Genomic DNA, 13,995 nt, shown 5'->3' with positions numbered 1-13,995 from the left:
TAATGATGCTACGGTGGAAAATATTGCAAACCACATTTTCCACCGTTTTACTTTAGCTGTTTAGTTTTAAAAATTGGCTAATTTCCTGATTAAATTTCAACGGTTCGGTCAGTAAAGGGGTATGCCCAGATTGGTGAAATATGACTTGTTTCGCATTCGGCATAGCTTCTACCACTTGACGTTGTCCTTCTGCCGCATACAAGGTCGATTGTGCGCCTGTAAAAAAGACTGTTGGACAACCCAGTTGAGTTAAAGCCTCACGATAATCTTCCTGATGGTGTAAATAATTGTCGATATACCAGCGTAAATAATCTAAACGCTGTGTAGGTAAAATATAGCGTTGTAAAACAGGACGTTTGACGGCCAGTTTAAATAAAAACGGACTGATTTTATTGCTGGCTTGTAATTCTATAAATTCTAGCCAAAGTTCGACTAAGTTTTTACGCTGCAACACATCCATTTGTTGAATATCAGTATATTGCGCGTGATCATGTAAAAACTCGGACAGATGAATCAATAACTGTTTAAATTGTTGATGTTGATTGCCAAATAAGCCATAAGGCCAGTTTTCATCTACCCCAATTTTTGGTGCTTGGTCAATTTGTAAATAACTGCTTAAATGCGCAGCCAATTGTCCATATTGCATGCCATGCATGGCAGTGGTTGCCCCCATGGAATAGCCAATCAGTTTAAATTGTTGCAGGTTCTGTTGTTGAAGCAGACTGTTTAAATCTTGCCAATGGCTCGAAATAGCATCCAGTTCTGGAACGGCACACAGGTTTGAACCCCCAAAACCACGCCAGTCTGGAATAATAAAACGATACTGCTTTTTATGTTGATACAGAAATGGCAACCATTGCCAACTGTGCATGCCTAAACCTGAAAGCACAACCACAGGCTCACCTTGACCAAATTCACGTACAAATAGAGCTTCGCCATCGGGCATGCGGTAAAAAGGCATCAGCATTTCCTTGCATGGTTGTAATTAAAGATGCGTTATTCTTTATAGCATAGCCTGATCATTTCTGTATGGTGAGCAACCCTGATTTCACATTGATGTGGTTGCTATTACTTAAAAATATACTTTTAAGATGAGGCTTCGGCATCAAACTTTTTCAGTTCAGGAATCACATTTTCTAGCCATTCAATCCAGCCAATTTCCTGATCTATCCCTAGCTGCAAAATCATTTTATGAATATACAGGGTACGGTTGTTCGCAGGTGCTTGGCTAAAGTCTTTGGCAAAAATCTGTTGATAGGTGTGCAACTTGGCTTTGTGAAGCAGCAAATGTCGTTCTAGTTCGGGTAAGACGCTGTTGCCGCCAAGTTGGGCTTCGGCACGTAAACGTACCATAAGTTCTTCGCGTAATTGTGCAGGCGGGCTTTGCTCGACCATCCAGTTTGCCAGTTCATGCCGCCCCAAAGCTTCTACCTGATAGGTTTTGCTACGACTGCTAGAATCTTCATCTTCTAAGGTTGAAATCCAACCTTTTTTCAGCATGGTATTTAGTTCGCGATAAATTTGTTGATGGGTCGCATTCCAGAAAAACCCCATAGAGCGGTCAAAACGGCGTGCCAATTCAATACCGTTACTGGGTTTTTCAATTAAACTGGTCAATAAAACGTGAGCGAGCGACATAAACAGAGCAACTTTATTTTTTTCAGCTTTAATTATGCAACATGTTGCATAAAAATTAAATCTAGAATATAAAAGTATGCAACAAGTTGCATTAAGCATAAAACAGCCAGCATTTTTGCCAGCAGGGAGATTCTATGTCTGACTATCCACATTTACTTGCGCCTTTAGATTTAGGCTTTACCACTTTAAAAAATCGGGTCTTAATGGGTTCAATGCACGTTGGACTAGAAGAAGCACCGGGTGGATACGAACGTATGGCGGCTTTTTATGCAGAGCGTGCCAAAGGTGGCGTTGGGCTGATTGTAACAGGTGGTATTTCACCGAATGATGCAGGCTTAACCTTTGCGGGCGGCAATAAACTTGATACTCGTCAAGAAGCAGAAAAACATAAAGTGGTGACTCAGGCTGTGCATGATGCAGGCGGCAGAATTGCTTTACAGATTTTACATACGGGACGTTATTCCTATCAGCCCGATATTGTCGCACCGTCAGCAATTCAGGCACCGATTAACCCAAGTAAACCACATGCACTAACATCGGCAGAAGTACAGCAAACCATTGCCGACTTTGTGAATTGTGCCAAATTGGCACAATACGCAGGCTATGATGGTGTCGAAATCATGGGTTCGGAAGGCTATTTAATTAATGAGTTTATTGTTGCGCGTACCAACCATCGTGATGATGAATGGGGCGGCAGTTATGAAAACCGTATTCGTTTCCCAATTGAAATTGTTAAACGTACCCGTGCAGAAGTGGGTGAAAACTTTATTATTATTTACCGCTTGTCGATGTTGGATTTAGTCGAAGGCGGTTCGAGTTTTGAAGAAGTGGTGCAATTGGCACAAGCGATTGAAAAAGCAGGTGCAACCATTATCAATACAGGGATTGGCTGGCATGAAGCACGTATCCCAACCATTGCTACCAAAGTCCCTCGCGCAGCTTTTACATGGGTGACAGAGAAATTAAAAGGTTTGGTTAAAGTGCCACTGATCACTTCAAACCGTATTAACACCCCTGAAATGGCTGAGCATGTTTTGGCTGCAGGACATGCCGATATGGTATCGATGGCACGTCCAATGTTGGCAGATGCTTTCTTTGTGCAAAAAGCAGAGCAAGGTCGCAGTGATGAAATCAACACATGTATTGGTTGTAACCAAGCTTGTTTAGACCATATTTTCTCAATGAAGATTGCTTCATGTTTGGTCAATCCACGTGCTTGCCATGAAACAGAACTCATTTTTAAAGAAGCAACACAGACTAAAAAAATTGCGGTGATTGGTGCAGGGCCTGCAGGTTTGAGCTTTGCAACCTATGCTGCAGAACGTGGGCATCAGGTGACGATTTTTGAAGCATCGAATCAAATTGGTGGGCAGTTTAATATTGCTAAAACCATTCCTGGTAAAGAAGAGTTTTACGAAACTTTGCGCTATTTCAAACGCCAAATTGAGCTGCAACCGAATATTAAATTGGTATTGAATCATACGGCTAGTTTTGAACAATTGCTCAATGCTGACTTCGATGATGTGGTTGTGGCAACAGGTGTAACCCCGCGTCAATTGGATATCGCAGGTATTAATCACCCTAAAGTGCTGAGCTATATTGAGGTATTAAAAGAGCGTAAGCCTGTAGGTCAACGTGTTGCGATTATTGGCGCTGGTGGTATTGGTTTTGATACTGCAGAATATTTAAGCCATGAAGGTGAAAGTGGTAGTCTAAATCCTGAAAAATTCTACGATGAATGGGGAATTGATACCAATTATGCGCATGTCGGTGGTTTAAAAGCAGCAAAAGTTGAAGAATCGCCACGTGAAATTTATTTATTGCAACGTAAAGCATCATCCGTGGGTGCTGGCTTGGGTAAAACAACAGGCTGGATTCATCGTACAGGTTTAAAAAACCGTGACGTTAAAATGATTGCAGGGGCAAGTTATGACCTGATTGATGATCAAGGCTTGCACATCACCGTCAATGGTCAAAGTACAGTGCTCGAAGTTGATCATGTGGTGATTTGTGCAGGGCAAGAGTCTTACACCGCCATGTATGAGCAATTACAGGCAGCAGGCAAAAATGTGCATTTAATTGGTGGGGCGAAAGAAGCAGGCGAGTTAGATGCCAAACGTGCAATTCGTCAGGGTGCTGAATTGGCAGCGAAAATTTAATGTAATTCCTTCTCCCTCTCCTTTGGGAGGGGGCTGGGGAGAGAGTTAATAATCGCTTCTGCCCAGTGCAGCAGTGCTTCAGTCTCACTCAGGGACTCTGCATAGAAATGAAATATCAAAACAAAAAAAAGGAACTTAACATGACTTTGGAAACAACAAAATTAGCGGTACAGCGTTGGCATACAATGCTGCAAAACCATGATATGTCTATTTTGAGTGAATTGCTGGCAGATGATGTGGTGTTTCGTTCACCTGTAGCGTACCAACCTTATGCGGGTAAACAAGTGGTATTTTTTATTTTGACCAATGTAATTCAGGTCTTTGAAAACTTTACTTATCACCGTGAGTTTTATACTGAAGATGGTTGCAATGTTGTACTTGAATTTTCCGCCAATGTGGGAGATAAAAAACTTAAAGGAATTGATATGATTCAATTCAATACACAAGGACAAATTGTGGACTTTGAAGTGATGATTCGCCCGAAAAGTGGTTTAGAGGCATTGGCTGTGCAAATGGGACAACGTATGGTTGCCTTTATGCCAACCGAAAAATAAAATACCGCGTGTGTATGGCAATGAAGTTGTTTTATAGAAATCGGTTTCGGGTTGGCATGCTTGAAAGTGCATGTATTGCTTGGGAGTAAAATGATGTCTACATTACAAAAAATAGCGAAAATTACACAAGCGGTTTTAGATCAGGTCACAGGCGCAGATTTACCGACGTTGTATTATCATCCACATGGAGAAATCCGTCGGGTATTGGATTATTTACCACAGCTCAAAGAAAAATACCGTCCAACACCGTGGCTGTCCAATACACATGCGCATCTTTTATATTTTGATTTAATTAAAAAGAAAACCATTCGTCAGCAGTATGATCGGGTTGATCAACTCACTATGCAAGATGGCGGTATCACCGCAGTTGCTTGGGTGGGTTATGACTTACCTGCAGATACTCCCACAATTGTTTTAATGCATACCATTACAGGTTCTTTGGAAAGTATGCGTGAGTTGGTGCGCGATTTACATCAGCAGACACAGTGGCGTATTGCCTTATGTTTACGTCGTGGGCATGGCAATTTACCTATGCCTGTACCACAAATGAATCTGTTTGGTTCGACGCATGATTTGCGTGAACAAATAGTGTTTATTCAGCAACAATTTCCACAATCTGAATTATATGCTGTTGGTTCTTCCGCAGGGACAGGATTATTGGTGCGCTATTTGGGCGAAGAAGGCGAGCAAACCCCAATTAAAGCCGCGTTTGCACTGTGCCCAGGATATAACACTGAACTAGGCTTTCAGCATGTGCATCCTTTTTACAGTAAAGTGATGACCAAAAAATTATTCCAGTTTTTTATTCAGCCCCATCAGGACATTTGGCAAAACGTAAAATCTTTATCGCAAGTGTTAAGTGCGACTACATTGGCAGAGTTTGAAAAGGCGTATTTTGAATTGGCGGGTTTTGAAGATTATGACAGCTACACACAAGCCATTAACCCAATTTATGTGTTTGAGAATGTCAAAATTCCGCTTATGGTTTTAAATGCAGAAGATGACCCAGTGTGCCACATCAAAAACTTTGATCCTTATAAAGAAACCATACGGAAAATGCCAAATATTATGGTAGTGACGACCCGTAAAGGCAGTCATTGTGGTTTTTATGAAGGTGTCGGTTTTACTAAATCTTGGGCATCGCGTTTAATTTCTAATTATTTTAAAGTGCAATCGCAGTTGCTGCAGGCAAGTTAAAGTGAAGCGCACAAACCTATATAGAAATAGGTAGCTGTATTGCAAATGTATTCACGAGTTATCTCAGCGAAGACTCATCCAAATGAATAAAAAACCCAGTACACAATGACTGGGTTTTTTAACGTCAATTCAAATCTAAGATAAGAACTTACACCTTAAAACTGACTTTAACTTAAAGCTTAGTTTTAAGTGAGCACTTAGTTCTCAAGTGCTGGGGTTGCAGCAGCAATCGCAGCGGCAACAGCATCATCTTCAGATTGAGCACCTGTGTTATTGCTTGGACGTGCTTGAGTTGGTTTATCTTCTGCTACAGGAGCTGCCGCTTTCGGCGCAGGCGCAGGTGCAGCAGCAGGTTGTGCAGGTGTTTCACGACGGATTTCAGTTGTGGTGTTCGCTGTTTCAGTGCGCTCCACTTCTACCTGTGCAGGCGCTTCTGGTTCAGCATCTTGAATGTTTTCAACAGGTTCTAGTGGTTCAAATTGAGCAGTTTCAGTAGTTTGTTCAGTTTGAACCTCTACTTGTTCTTGCTCATCTTGCTTTGGCTGTTCTTTTTTTACACATGCAGTTAATAACAACGCCGTTGCAATTGCACCACAAATTAAAAGTTTCTTATTCATAATTGCACAAAATAAAAGATCGGATAGACGGACGTATTATAGCAATAAAATGACAGATGAAAATCCTCTCAAGAAGTTCTAATTTTTTATAGGAAATGCTGATAGAATAACCAATTGTTTATTGTTCTATGAATTGACGCGGAATGACTTTGCTTTATTGGTGCAGAGTAAAGTAAAATTGCGCAACATTGCAGGCCGATTTAGGCTCGATTGTACGAGAAACCCAATGACCCATTTTATTTTCGTGACTGGTGGTGTAGTTTCATCACTAGGTAAAGGTATTTCAGCTGCTTCAGTTGCTGCACTTTTAGAAGCCCGTGGTTTAAAAGTAACCATGGTCAAAATGGATCCATACATTAATGTCGATCCAGGGACAATGAGTCCTTTCCAACATGGTGAAGTTTTTGTCACAGAGGATGGTGCCGAAACTGACTTAGATTTGGGTTATTACGAACGTTTCTTGCGTCGTGCGAAAATGACCAAGTTAAATAACTTTACATCTGGTCGCGTGTATCAAGACGTTCTAAACAAAGAGCGCCGTGGTGATTACTTGGGCGGTACTGTTCAGGTGATTCCACACATTACCGATAATATTAAAGAACGTGTACTTCGCGCTGGCGAAGGCTACGATGTCGCAATCGTAGAAATTGGCGGTACAGTAGGCGACATTGAATCTCTCCCATTCATGGAATCTGTACGTCAATTGATGGTGGAATTAGGGCATAAGCGTACTATGCTCATGCACTTAACTTTATTGCCATATATCAAATCTGCGGCAGAGTTAAAAACCAAGCCAACTCAACACTCAGTTAAAGAATTGTTATCTATCGGTATTCAGCCAGATATTCTCATCTGCCGTACTGAACATGATGTTGATGCTGACACTACCCGTAAAATTGCGTTATTTACCAACGTAGAAGCACGTGCGGTTGTGGTATGTAAAGATGCCAAAACCATCTACCAAATTCCGCGTACATTCTATGAACAAGACGTTGATGATTTAATTTGTGAGCGTTTTGGCTTCAATGATCTTCCAGAAGCAGATTTATCTGATTGGGATAACGTAGTTGATGCATTATTGAACCCTGAATACAGCGTTCGTGTGGCGATGGTGGGTAAATATGTTGAACTGCCAGATGCCTATAAATCTGTAAACGAAGCATTATTGCATGCGGGTATTCAAAACCGCGTCAAAGTTGAAATTGACTATGTCAATGCAGAAGACCTTGAAAGCCAAGACGTTAATAGTGTGCTTAAAGATGCCGATGCAATTTTAGTTCCGGGCGGCTTTGGTGAGCGCGGTACCGAAGGTAAAATGCAAGCCATCAAATATGCACGTGAAAACGGTGTCCCATTCTTGGGAATCTGTTTGGGTATGCAATTGGCTGTGATTGAATATGCACGTAATGTGGCAGGTATTGCCGATGCAAGTTCAACAGAGTTTAACCGTTCGACTAAGTCGCCACTTATTGGTTTGATTACTGAATGGTTAGATGAGCGCGGCGAAGTTCAACAGCGTTCTGTCGATTCTGACTTGGGCGGCACTATGCGTTTAGGTGCACAAAAATCTGAATTGGTTGAAGGTACCAAAACTCGTGAAGTGTATGGTTCTGCAGAAATTGTAGAGCGCCATCGCCATCGCTATGAAATGAATAACCGTTATATTCCTGTGCTTGAAGAAGCAGGTCTTAAAATTTCGGGTTATTCACCAATTCAGCACTTGGTTGAAACTGTTGAAATTCCGCAACATCCTTGGTTTATTGCGGTACAATTCCACCCAGAATTTACTAGCTCGCCACGTGATGGACATCCATTGTTTGCTGGCTTTATCGGTGCGGCAAAACAACAGCATCAAAAAACCAAATAAGATGGCTTTAGGGATAAACTAGGAAGTTGAAATGTCACAATTAAAACCACAAGAAATTGTACGTTTGGGTGATATACAAATGGCGAATCATTTGCCATTTGTATTGTTTGGCGGCATGAATGTACTTGAGTCTAAAGACCTTGCATTTGAAATTGCTGAAACTTATGTGGATATTTGCACACGCTTAAATATCCCGTATGTATTCAAAGCCAGTTTTGACAAAGCCAACCGTTCTAGCCTGAACTCATTTCGTGGTCCCGGTTTAGAAAAAGGCATTGAATGGCTGGCTGACATTAAAAAGCATTTTAATGTGCCAATTATTACCGATGTGCATGAGCCGTATCAGGCTGCGCCTGTGGCAGAAGTGGCAGATATTATTCAGCTTCCTGCGTTTTTAAGTCGCCAAACCGATTTGGTTGAAGCGATGGCAAAAACTCAAGCCATTATCAACATCAAAAAAGCACAATTCCTTGCGCCGCACGAAATGCGTCATATTTTGCATAAGTGTTTAGAAGCAGGGAATGACAAATTGATTCTTTGTGAGCGTGGTTCAGCATTTGGTTACAACAACTTGGTTGTCGATATGCTGGGCTTTGACATCATGAAAGAAATGAATGTACCTGTGTTCTTTGATGTAACCCATGCTTTGCAAACTCCGGGTGGTCGTGCAGATTCGGCAGGTGGTCGTCGTGCACAAATTACCACCTTGGCACGTGCAGGTATGGCAACTAGCTTGGCAGGTTTATTCCTAGAAGCACATCCTGAACCAGAGCAGGCAAAGTGTGATGGCCCATGTGCATTGCGTCTATCACAACTTGAGCCGTTCTTGGCACAGCTTAAAGAATTGGATACCTTGGTAAAAGGTTTCCAAAAGCTAGATACACACTAAATTAGATCCATATTAAATTATAGACTCATTGATGCCTAAAGCATCACGTTATTAATCAACTGAGGAATTGTTCATGAGCCAAATCGTTGACATTCGTGCACGTGAAATTTTGGACTCTCGTGGTAACCCAACCATCGAAGCAGACGTAATCTTAGCATCTGGCGTAGTTGGCCGTGCATGTGCACCATCAGGTGCTTCAACTGGTTCTCGTGAAGCTCTAGAACTTCGTGATGGCGATAAAGCACGTTACTTGGGTAAAGGCGTTAAAACTGCGGTAAATAACGTCAATACTTTAATTCGTGATGCTTTACTTGGTAAGTCTGTGTTTGAACAAAAAGACATCGACAACACCATGATTGCGCTTGATGGTACTGAAAACAAAGAAAAATTAGGTGCTAACGCAACTTTAGCCGTGTCTTTGGCTGCTGCGCGCGCTGCTGCTGATGAAAAGAAAATTCCTCTTTTCCAATACATCGCAGACCTTCGTAACAACAGCATTTTAACCATGCCTGTACCAATGATGAACATCTTAAATGGTGGTTCACACGCAGACAACAACGTTGATATTCAAGAGTTCATGATTGAGCCAGTGGGCTTTACTTCATTCTCTGAAGCATTACGTGCTGGTGCAGAAATTTTCCACTCATTAAAATCTGTATTGAATCAAAAAGGTTTAAACACAGCAGTGGGTGATGAAGGTGGTTTTGCGCCAAACTTACGTTCTAACGAAGAAGCAATCACAGTTATTCTTGAAGCTATTGAGAAGACTGGCTACAAAGCGGGTTCTGACATCATGTTGGCGCTTGACTGTGCATCTTCAGAATTCTACAAAAATGGTCAGTACATTCTTGCAGGTGAAGGCAACAAAGCATTCACAAGCAACCAATTCTCTGACTATTTAGCTGGTCTTGTAAATCAATATCCAATTATCTCAATTGAAGATGGTTTAGATGAGTCTGATTGGGAAGGTTGGTCTTACCTCACTTCGATCTTAGGTGACAAGATTCAATTGGTCGGTGATGACTTGTTCGTTACTAACCCGAAAATCTTACAACGCGGTATCGATGAAAAAGTAGGTAACTCAATCCTGATCAAGTACAACCAAATTGGTACTTTGACTGAAACGCTTGATGCAATTTACCTTGCGAAAGCCAATGGTTACACAACTGTTATTTCACACCGTTCAGGTGAAACTGAAGATTCTACAATTGCGGATCTTGCAGTAGGTACAGCAGCAGGTCAAATCAAGACTGGTTCACTGTGCCGTTCTGACCGTGTAGCAAAATATAACCAATTACTTCGTATTGAAGAATTGACGAATGCTGCATATCGCGGTAAAGCTGAGTTCAAAGGTTTGAACTAAGCGAAATCAGTAGATGTCATTATTAAATGTATTTGACTCCAAAGCGAGTAAAGCATTGTTGGGCCTTGCGATCTTTTTGATCGCAGGGTTTCAATATTTACACTGGTTTGGTGAAGGTGGTTATCGTGACCATGCTGCACTGACAGAAAAAATCCAACAACAAATAGAATTAAATACAGAGCTGAAGGAGCGCAATCGTGTACTTGCAGCAGAAGTTTATGATTTAAAAAATGGGGTAGAAGCCATTGAAGAGCATGCCCGTTTAGATTTAGGCTTAATTAAGCCACATGAAACCTTTGTGCAAATGAGCACCATCAGCACACAATATAAACCAATTTATATTCAACCGAATTCCACAGTAGATTTACGCACCAATGAATCACAACAACTTGCAGCAGCAACCGCCCCGACACCGTAAACTTTGGGCGGTTATTCCCGCAGCGGGTTCTGGTAGTCGTTTTTCTAGAACTGAACTTAAACAATATCAGTATATTCAAGATCAAACAGTCTTAGCGCACAGCATCGCACGTTTAAATCACTTGCCTTTAGCGGGTTATGTTTTGGCGATTGGTCAAGCAGATGATGTAGCGCAAAACCTAAACTTGGCACAAAAAGAAAAAGCACATTTTTGCGTAGGTGGTGCAGAGCGAGTGGATTCAGTCTTAAATGCACTGCATTATTTATCTGAAATCGCCCATGCAGATGACTGGGTTTTGGTGCATGATGCAGCGCGTCCTTGTGTGACAGCTGCTTGCCTTGAACAGTTGTATCAGACTGCACTGGCAACAGATCAAAGTGCAATTTTGGCTATTCCAGTGCGTGATACTTTAAAAAAGGTAAGCCAAGGCACAAAAATTGAAACCACGGTAAGCCGTGACCAACTTTGGCAAGCGCAAACTCCGCAAATTGCTAAACTTGATGTGCTTAAAACAGCCATTGAATCTGCATTAAAACAGCAATTGACGATTACCGATGAGGCCAGTGCTTTAGAAGCAGCAGGGCAAATTGTAAATGTTGTGCACGGTCGTTCGGATAATATTAAAATCACCTATCCCGATGATTTAGAGCTGGCACGTTTAATTTTAGCCTCACAACAACATGGATGATAAAAATCTAGTGTAATTAACACCGCGTTAAACTTGAATCTTCAACGATTAAGCTTTAATGATTCACTCTGTGCCGCTTTGCTTCTATAATTGTCCATCCTGTCTATTTTAAATACCTTTGAGTCGCATGAATCCATCGCAGCAGTATCGTTTTTTACGTCACTCATTACGTGATGGTAGAAGCATTAAAAATGATTCCTCACGCTGGACTAAATTACATTTAGATCCATGGTTGCTGTGTTTTCTGATTTTAAATGCGATTCTGGGTTTAATGGTGGTATATAGTGCCACCGCGCAAGATATGGGGATGGTGCTGCGTCAAGCAACCAGTTTTGGCATTGGTTTTATCGCCATGATTATTTTGGCGCAAATTCCGCCTAAGGTATATCAAGCTGCCAGTCCATATTTTTATATCTTTGCAGTCATCATGCTGGCTTTGGTTTTGGTCATTGGTGAAACCCGTATGGGGGCAAAACGCTGGATCAGCTTGCCGGGTATTGGCAGTATGCAACCCAGTGAATTTATGAAATTTGCCATGCCATTGATGATGGCGTGGTATTTTTCGCGTCGTGCTTTCCCGCCTAAATTGATTCATATCATTGTCGCTTTAGTGATTATGATGATTCCTTTTGTCTTGGTGGCATTGCAACCCGATTTAAACATTGGTTTGATTATTCCCGGTGTCTTTGCGCTATTTTTAAGTGGCATGTCATGGCGATTAATCTTAGGAGCAATCACTGCATTGGCGCTCGCAGCACCATTGCTTTGGATGTTCTTTTTGCAGGAGTACCAAAAGAAAAGGGTACTCACCTTATTTGACCCAGAGTCGGATGCCTTGGGGGCAGGCTGGAATATTATTCAATCTAAAATTGCCATTGGTTCAGGCGGCTTTACAGGTAAAGGTTATTTAGAAGGAACGCAATCACATTTGGGTTATCTGCCTGAACATCATACTGACTTTATTATGTCGACCTATGCCGAAGAATTTGGTTTTATTGGCGTATTTTTACTGTTCAGTTTGTTTGCTGCCATTATTTTACGTTGTTTGATGATTGGGATGAATTGTTTCCATAATTTTGGACGTTTGTATGCAGGCACGGTTGGTCTGACTTTCTTTTTCTTTGTATTTCTAAACTCAGGGATGGTGAGTGGTATTTTACCTGTAACGGGTGACCCATTGCCGCTGATGAGTTATGGTGGAACGGCTGTTATTTCCATGTTGGCGAGTATGGGGATTGTGATGTCTATCCATACTCATCGTTAATACAGAATCCATCTGAAAGATGATATAGGTGAGTTTTGCTATTATCATCTTTTTCTCTTTTTGTGGTTTTAAAAAGCCTAAGCAATTAGGATAAACACAAAACAATCCTTATAATATCCAGTAAATTTACTTTATTTATTAAGCAATAATTTAAAAAGAACAGCATAACAGTAACACAGAGCACCCCATGACCCATTTAATTTTTATTGCACTTTTCCCTTTGATTGCCTTAATTGCAATGGGTTATCTGCTTAAGCAATCACGTATGTTGGATGAGCCATTTTGGAAGGGTGCAGAAAAGTTAAATTACTATATTTTGTTTCCTAGCATGTTGTTATTAAACCTCGCTACAGCAAACATTGAAGCGAAATCAATCGCACAGATTTTGTCGGTCGTAGGGATTATTGTGGCTTTAGTAAGTTGTCTGTTATATGCCTTGCGCGGCTATTTCAAAACACCCGCAGTCCGTTTTGGGGTGTATATGCAAAGCATGGTACGTTTCAATACGTATATCGGTTTGGCTTTGGTCGCAGCATTGTTTCAGGTGCAGGGCATGGCGCTGTTTGCGATTATTTTGGTGTTCTGCATTCCATTGGTGAATGTTTTATCTGTGCTGGCTTTAAGCGATACTAAGACTTTACAGGCAAAGCAAATCCTATGGTCATTAATGAAAAATCCATTAATTTTAGGGTGTATTGTTGGCGGTCTATTTAATTTATCAGGTTTGAGCTTGTGGGAAGGTGCAGCGCATTTTATTCGTCAAATAGCGTTATGCAGTTTGCCTTTGGGATTAATGTGTGTGGGCGCAGCATTACAATTTAATGGCTTGCAACGAGATGTATTCGCATTGGCATTGAATGTGTTCGGGCGTTTGTTATTTATGCCTGCTTTGGCTTGGCTAATTTGTCAGAGCTTAAATGTTCCAGTGTTGGAGTCGCAAATTTTAGTCTTGTTTTTTGCTTTACCTACTGCATCGGCAGCTTATGTACTTACACAAGTTTTAGGGGGAGATAGTCGTTTAATGGCTTCAATTATTAGCTTGCAAACCGTATTCGCCGCATTAACTTTGCCAATTGTGTTGTGGTTGCTCATTTAATCTGTCTAATACAATCTATCTCCAAGTGAAAGAGGACTCCACCCGTCAGTCAGGGTGGAGGTGAATTTCACAAATTTCAACCTTGTTGATTCTGAATATATTGTTTGATTATTTCCAGAGGCGCACCACCACAAGACCCTGCAAAATATGATCTTGACCATAAAACAGGTTTTGTATAATTCCCTCTCAAGTCTAAAAACTCATTTCGCATTCTTCTACTTGTTACAGACTTTAAATTATTAACC

General features: G+C 41.2%; 14 protein-coding genes. 10 read left to right on the top strand and 4 right to left on the bottom strand.

Annotation, left to right across the window (positions count from 1 at the left end):
- Positions 1-52: 52 nt before the first annotated feature.
- Positions 53-961 (bottom strand): alpha/beta fold hydrolase, encoded by a 909-nt coding sequence (locus tag FTU98_RS11715; protein ID WP_096900864.1) that lies wholly within the window; start codon positions 959-961, stop codon positions 53-55.
- A gap of 125 nt (positions 962-1,086) precedes the next feature.
- On the bottom strand, positions 1,087-1,638 hold the full coding sequence (locus FTU98_RS11710; protein ID WP_004973333.1) for a PadR family transcriptional regulator: 552 nt from the start codon (positions 1,636-1,638) through the stop codon (positions 1,087-1,089).
- Positions 1,639-1,772: 134 nt separating this feature from the next.
- Between FTU98_RS11710 and FTU98_RS11705 the strand changes: the two genes are divergently transcribed.
- The 3 genes from FTU98_RS11705 (at position 1,773) to FTU98_RS11695 (ending at position 5,548) form a co-directional block, all read left to right on the top strand.
- Positions 1,773-3,797 (top strand): NADPH-dependent 2,4-dienoyl-CoA reductase, encoded by a 2,025-nt coding sequence (locus FTU98_RS11705; protein ID WP_179989502.1) that lies wholly within the window; start codon positions 1,773-1,775, stop codon positions 3,795-3,797.
- 140 nt (positions 3,798-3,937) lie between these two features.
- Positions 3,938-4,351 (top strand): nuclear transport factor 2 family protein, encoded by a 414-nt coding sequence (locus FTU98_RS11700; RefSeq protein WP_179994179.1) that lies wholly within the window; start codon positions 3,938-3,940, stop codon positions 4,349-4,351.
- A gap of 90 nt (positions 4,352-4,441) precedes the next feature.
- The gene (locus FTU98_RS11695) at positions 4,442-5,548 is read left to right on the top strand and encodes a YheT family hydrolase (RefSeq protein ID WP_026438425.1); all 1,107 of its coding nucleotides are present in this window, start codon (positions 4,442-4,444) and stop codon (positions 5,546-5,548) included.
- A gap of 197 nt (positions 5,549-5,745) precedes the next feature.
- Here the strand turns inward: FTU98_RS11695 and FTU98_RS11690 are convergent, their stop codons facing one another.
- Complete coding sequence (locus tag FTU98_RS11690; protein WP_004973341.1) at positions 5,746-6,165, bottom strand: hypothetical protein; 420 nt, start codon at positions 6,163-6,165, stop codon at positions 5,746-5,748.
- Between the two features lie 226 nt (positions 6,166-6,391).
- Here FTU98_RS11690 and FTU98_RS11685 point away from each other — a divergent pair, with 226 nt between their 5' ends.
- The 7 genes from FTU98_RS11685 to FTU98_RS11655 all read left to right on the top strand — a co-directional run bounded on the left by FTU98_RS11685 (position 6,392) and on the right by FTU98_RS11655 (position 13,750).
- Positions 6,392-8,032, top strand: a complete 1,641-nt coding sequence (locus FTU98_RS11685; RefSeq protein ID WP_179994180.1) for a CTP synthase — start codon at positions 6,392-6,394, stop codon at positions 8,030-8,032.
- A 31-nt stretch (positions 8,033-8,063) separates the two neighbouring features.
- Complete coding sequence (gene kdsA / locus FTU98_RS11680) at positions 8,064-8,921, top strand: 3-deoxy-8-phosphooctulonate synthase (protein ID WP_179994181.1); 858 nt, start codon at positions 8,064-8,066, stop codon at positions 8,919-8,921.
- Between the two features lie 73 nt (positions 8,922-8,994).
- The gene (gene eno / locus FTU98_RS11675) at positions 8,995-10,284 is read left to right on the top strand and encodes a phosphopyruvate hydratase (protein ID WP_004973347.1); all 1,290 of its coding nucleotides are present in this window, start codon (positions 8,995-8,997) and stop codon (positions 10,282-10,284) included.
- Positions 10,285-10,297: 13 nt separating this feature from the next.
- Positions 10,298-10,702 (top strand): septum formation initiator family protein, encoded by a 405-nt coding sequence (locus FTU98_RS11670; protein WP_004973349.1) that lies wholly within the window; start codon positions 10,298-10,300, stop codon positions 10,700-10,702.
- On the top strand, positions 10,659-11,390 hold the full coding sequence (gene ispD, locus FTU98_RS11665) for a 2-C-methyl-D-erythritol 4-phosphate cytidylyltransferase (protein ID WP_179994182.1): 732 nt from the start codon (positions 10,659-10,661) through the stop codon (positions 11,388-11,390). The genes FTU98_RS11670 and ispD overlap by 44 nt, the downstream gene beginning before the upstream one ends.
- Positions 11,391-11,517: 127 nt before the next feature.
- The gene (rodA, locus tag FTU98_RS11660) at positions 11,518-12,654 is read left to right on the top strand and encodes a rod shape-determining protein RodA (protein WP_154320713.1); all 1,137 of its coding nucleotides are present in this window, start codon (positions 11,518-11,520) and stop codon (positions 12,652-12,654) included.
- A 187-nt stretch (positions 12,655-12,841) separates the two neighbouring features.
- Positions 12,842-13,750 (top strand): AEC family transporter, encoded by a 909-nt coding sequence (locus tag FTU98_RS11655; protein ID WP_096900859.1) that lies wholly within the window; start codon positions 12,842-12,844, stop codon positions 13,748-13,750.
- Positions 13,751-13,826: 76 nt separating this feature from the next.
- Here FTU98_RS11655 and FTU98_RS11650 read toward each other — a convergent pair.
- A partial coding sequence (locus FTU98_RS11650) for a transposase (RefSeq protein WP_179993683.1) occupies positions 13,827-13,995 on the bottom strand: 169 nt, incomplete at its 5' end.

Origin of the sequence: Acinetobacter sp. YH12211, from assembly GCF_013418015.1 — a bacterium.
GTDB classification, from domain to species: domain Bacteria; phylum Pseudomonadota; class Gammaproteobacteria; order Pseudomonadales; family Moraxellaceae; genus Acinetobacter; species Acinetobacter towneri.
The sequence above is the reverse complement of the archived record's forward strand: the minus strand, read 5'-3'. Positions and strand labels throughout refer to the sequence as shown.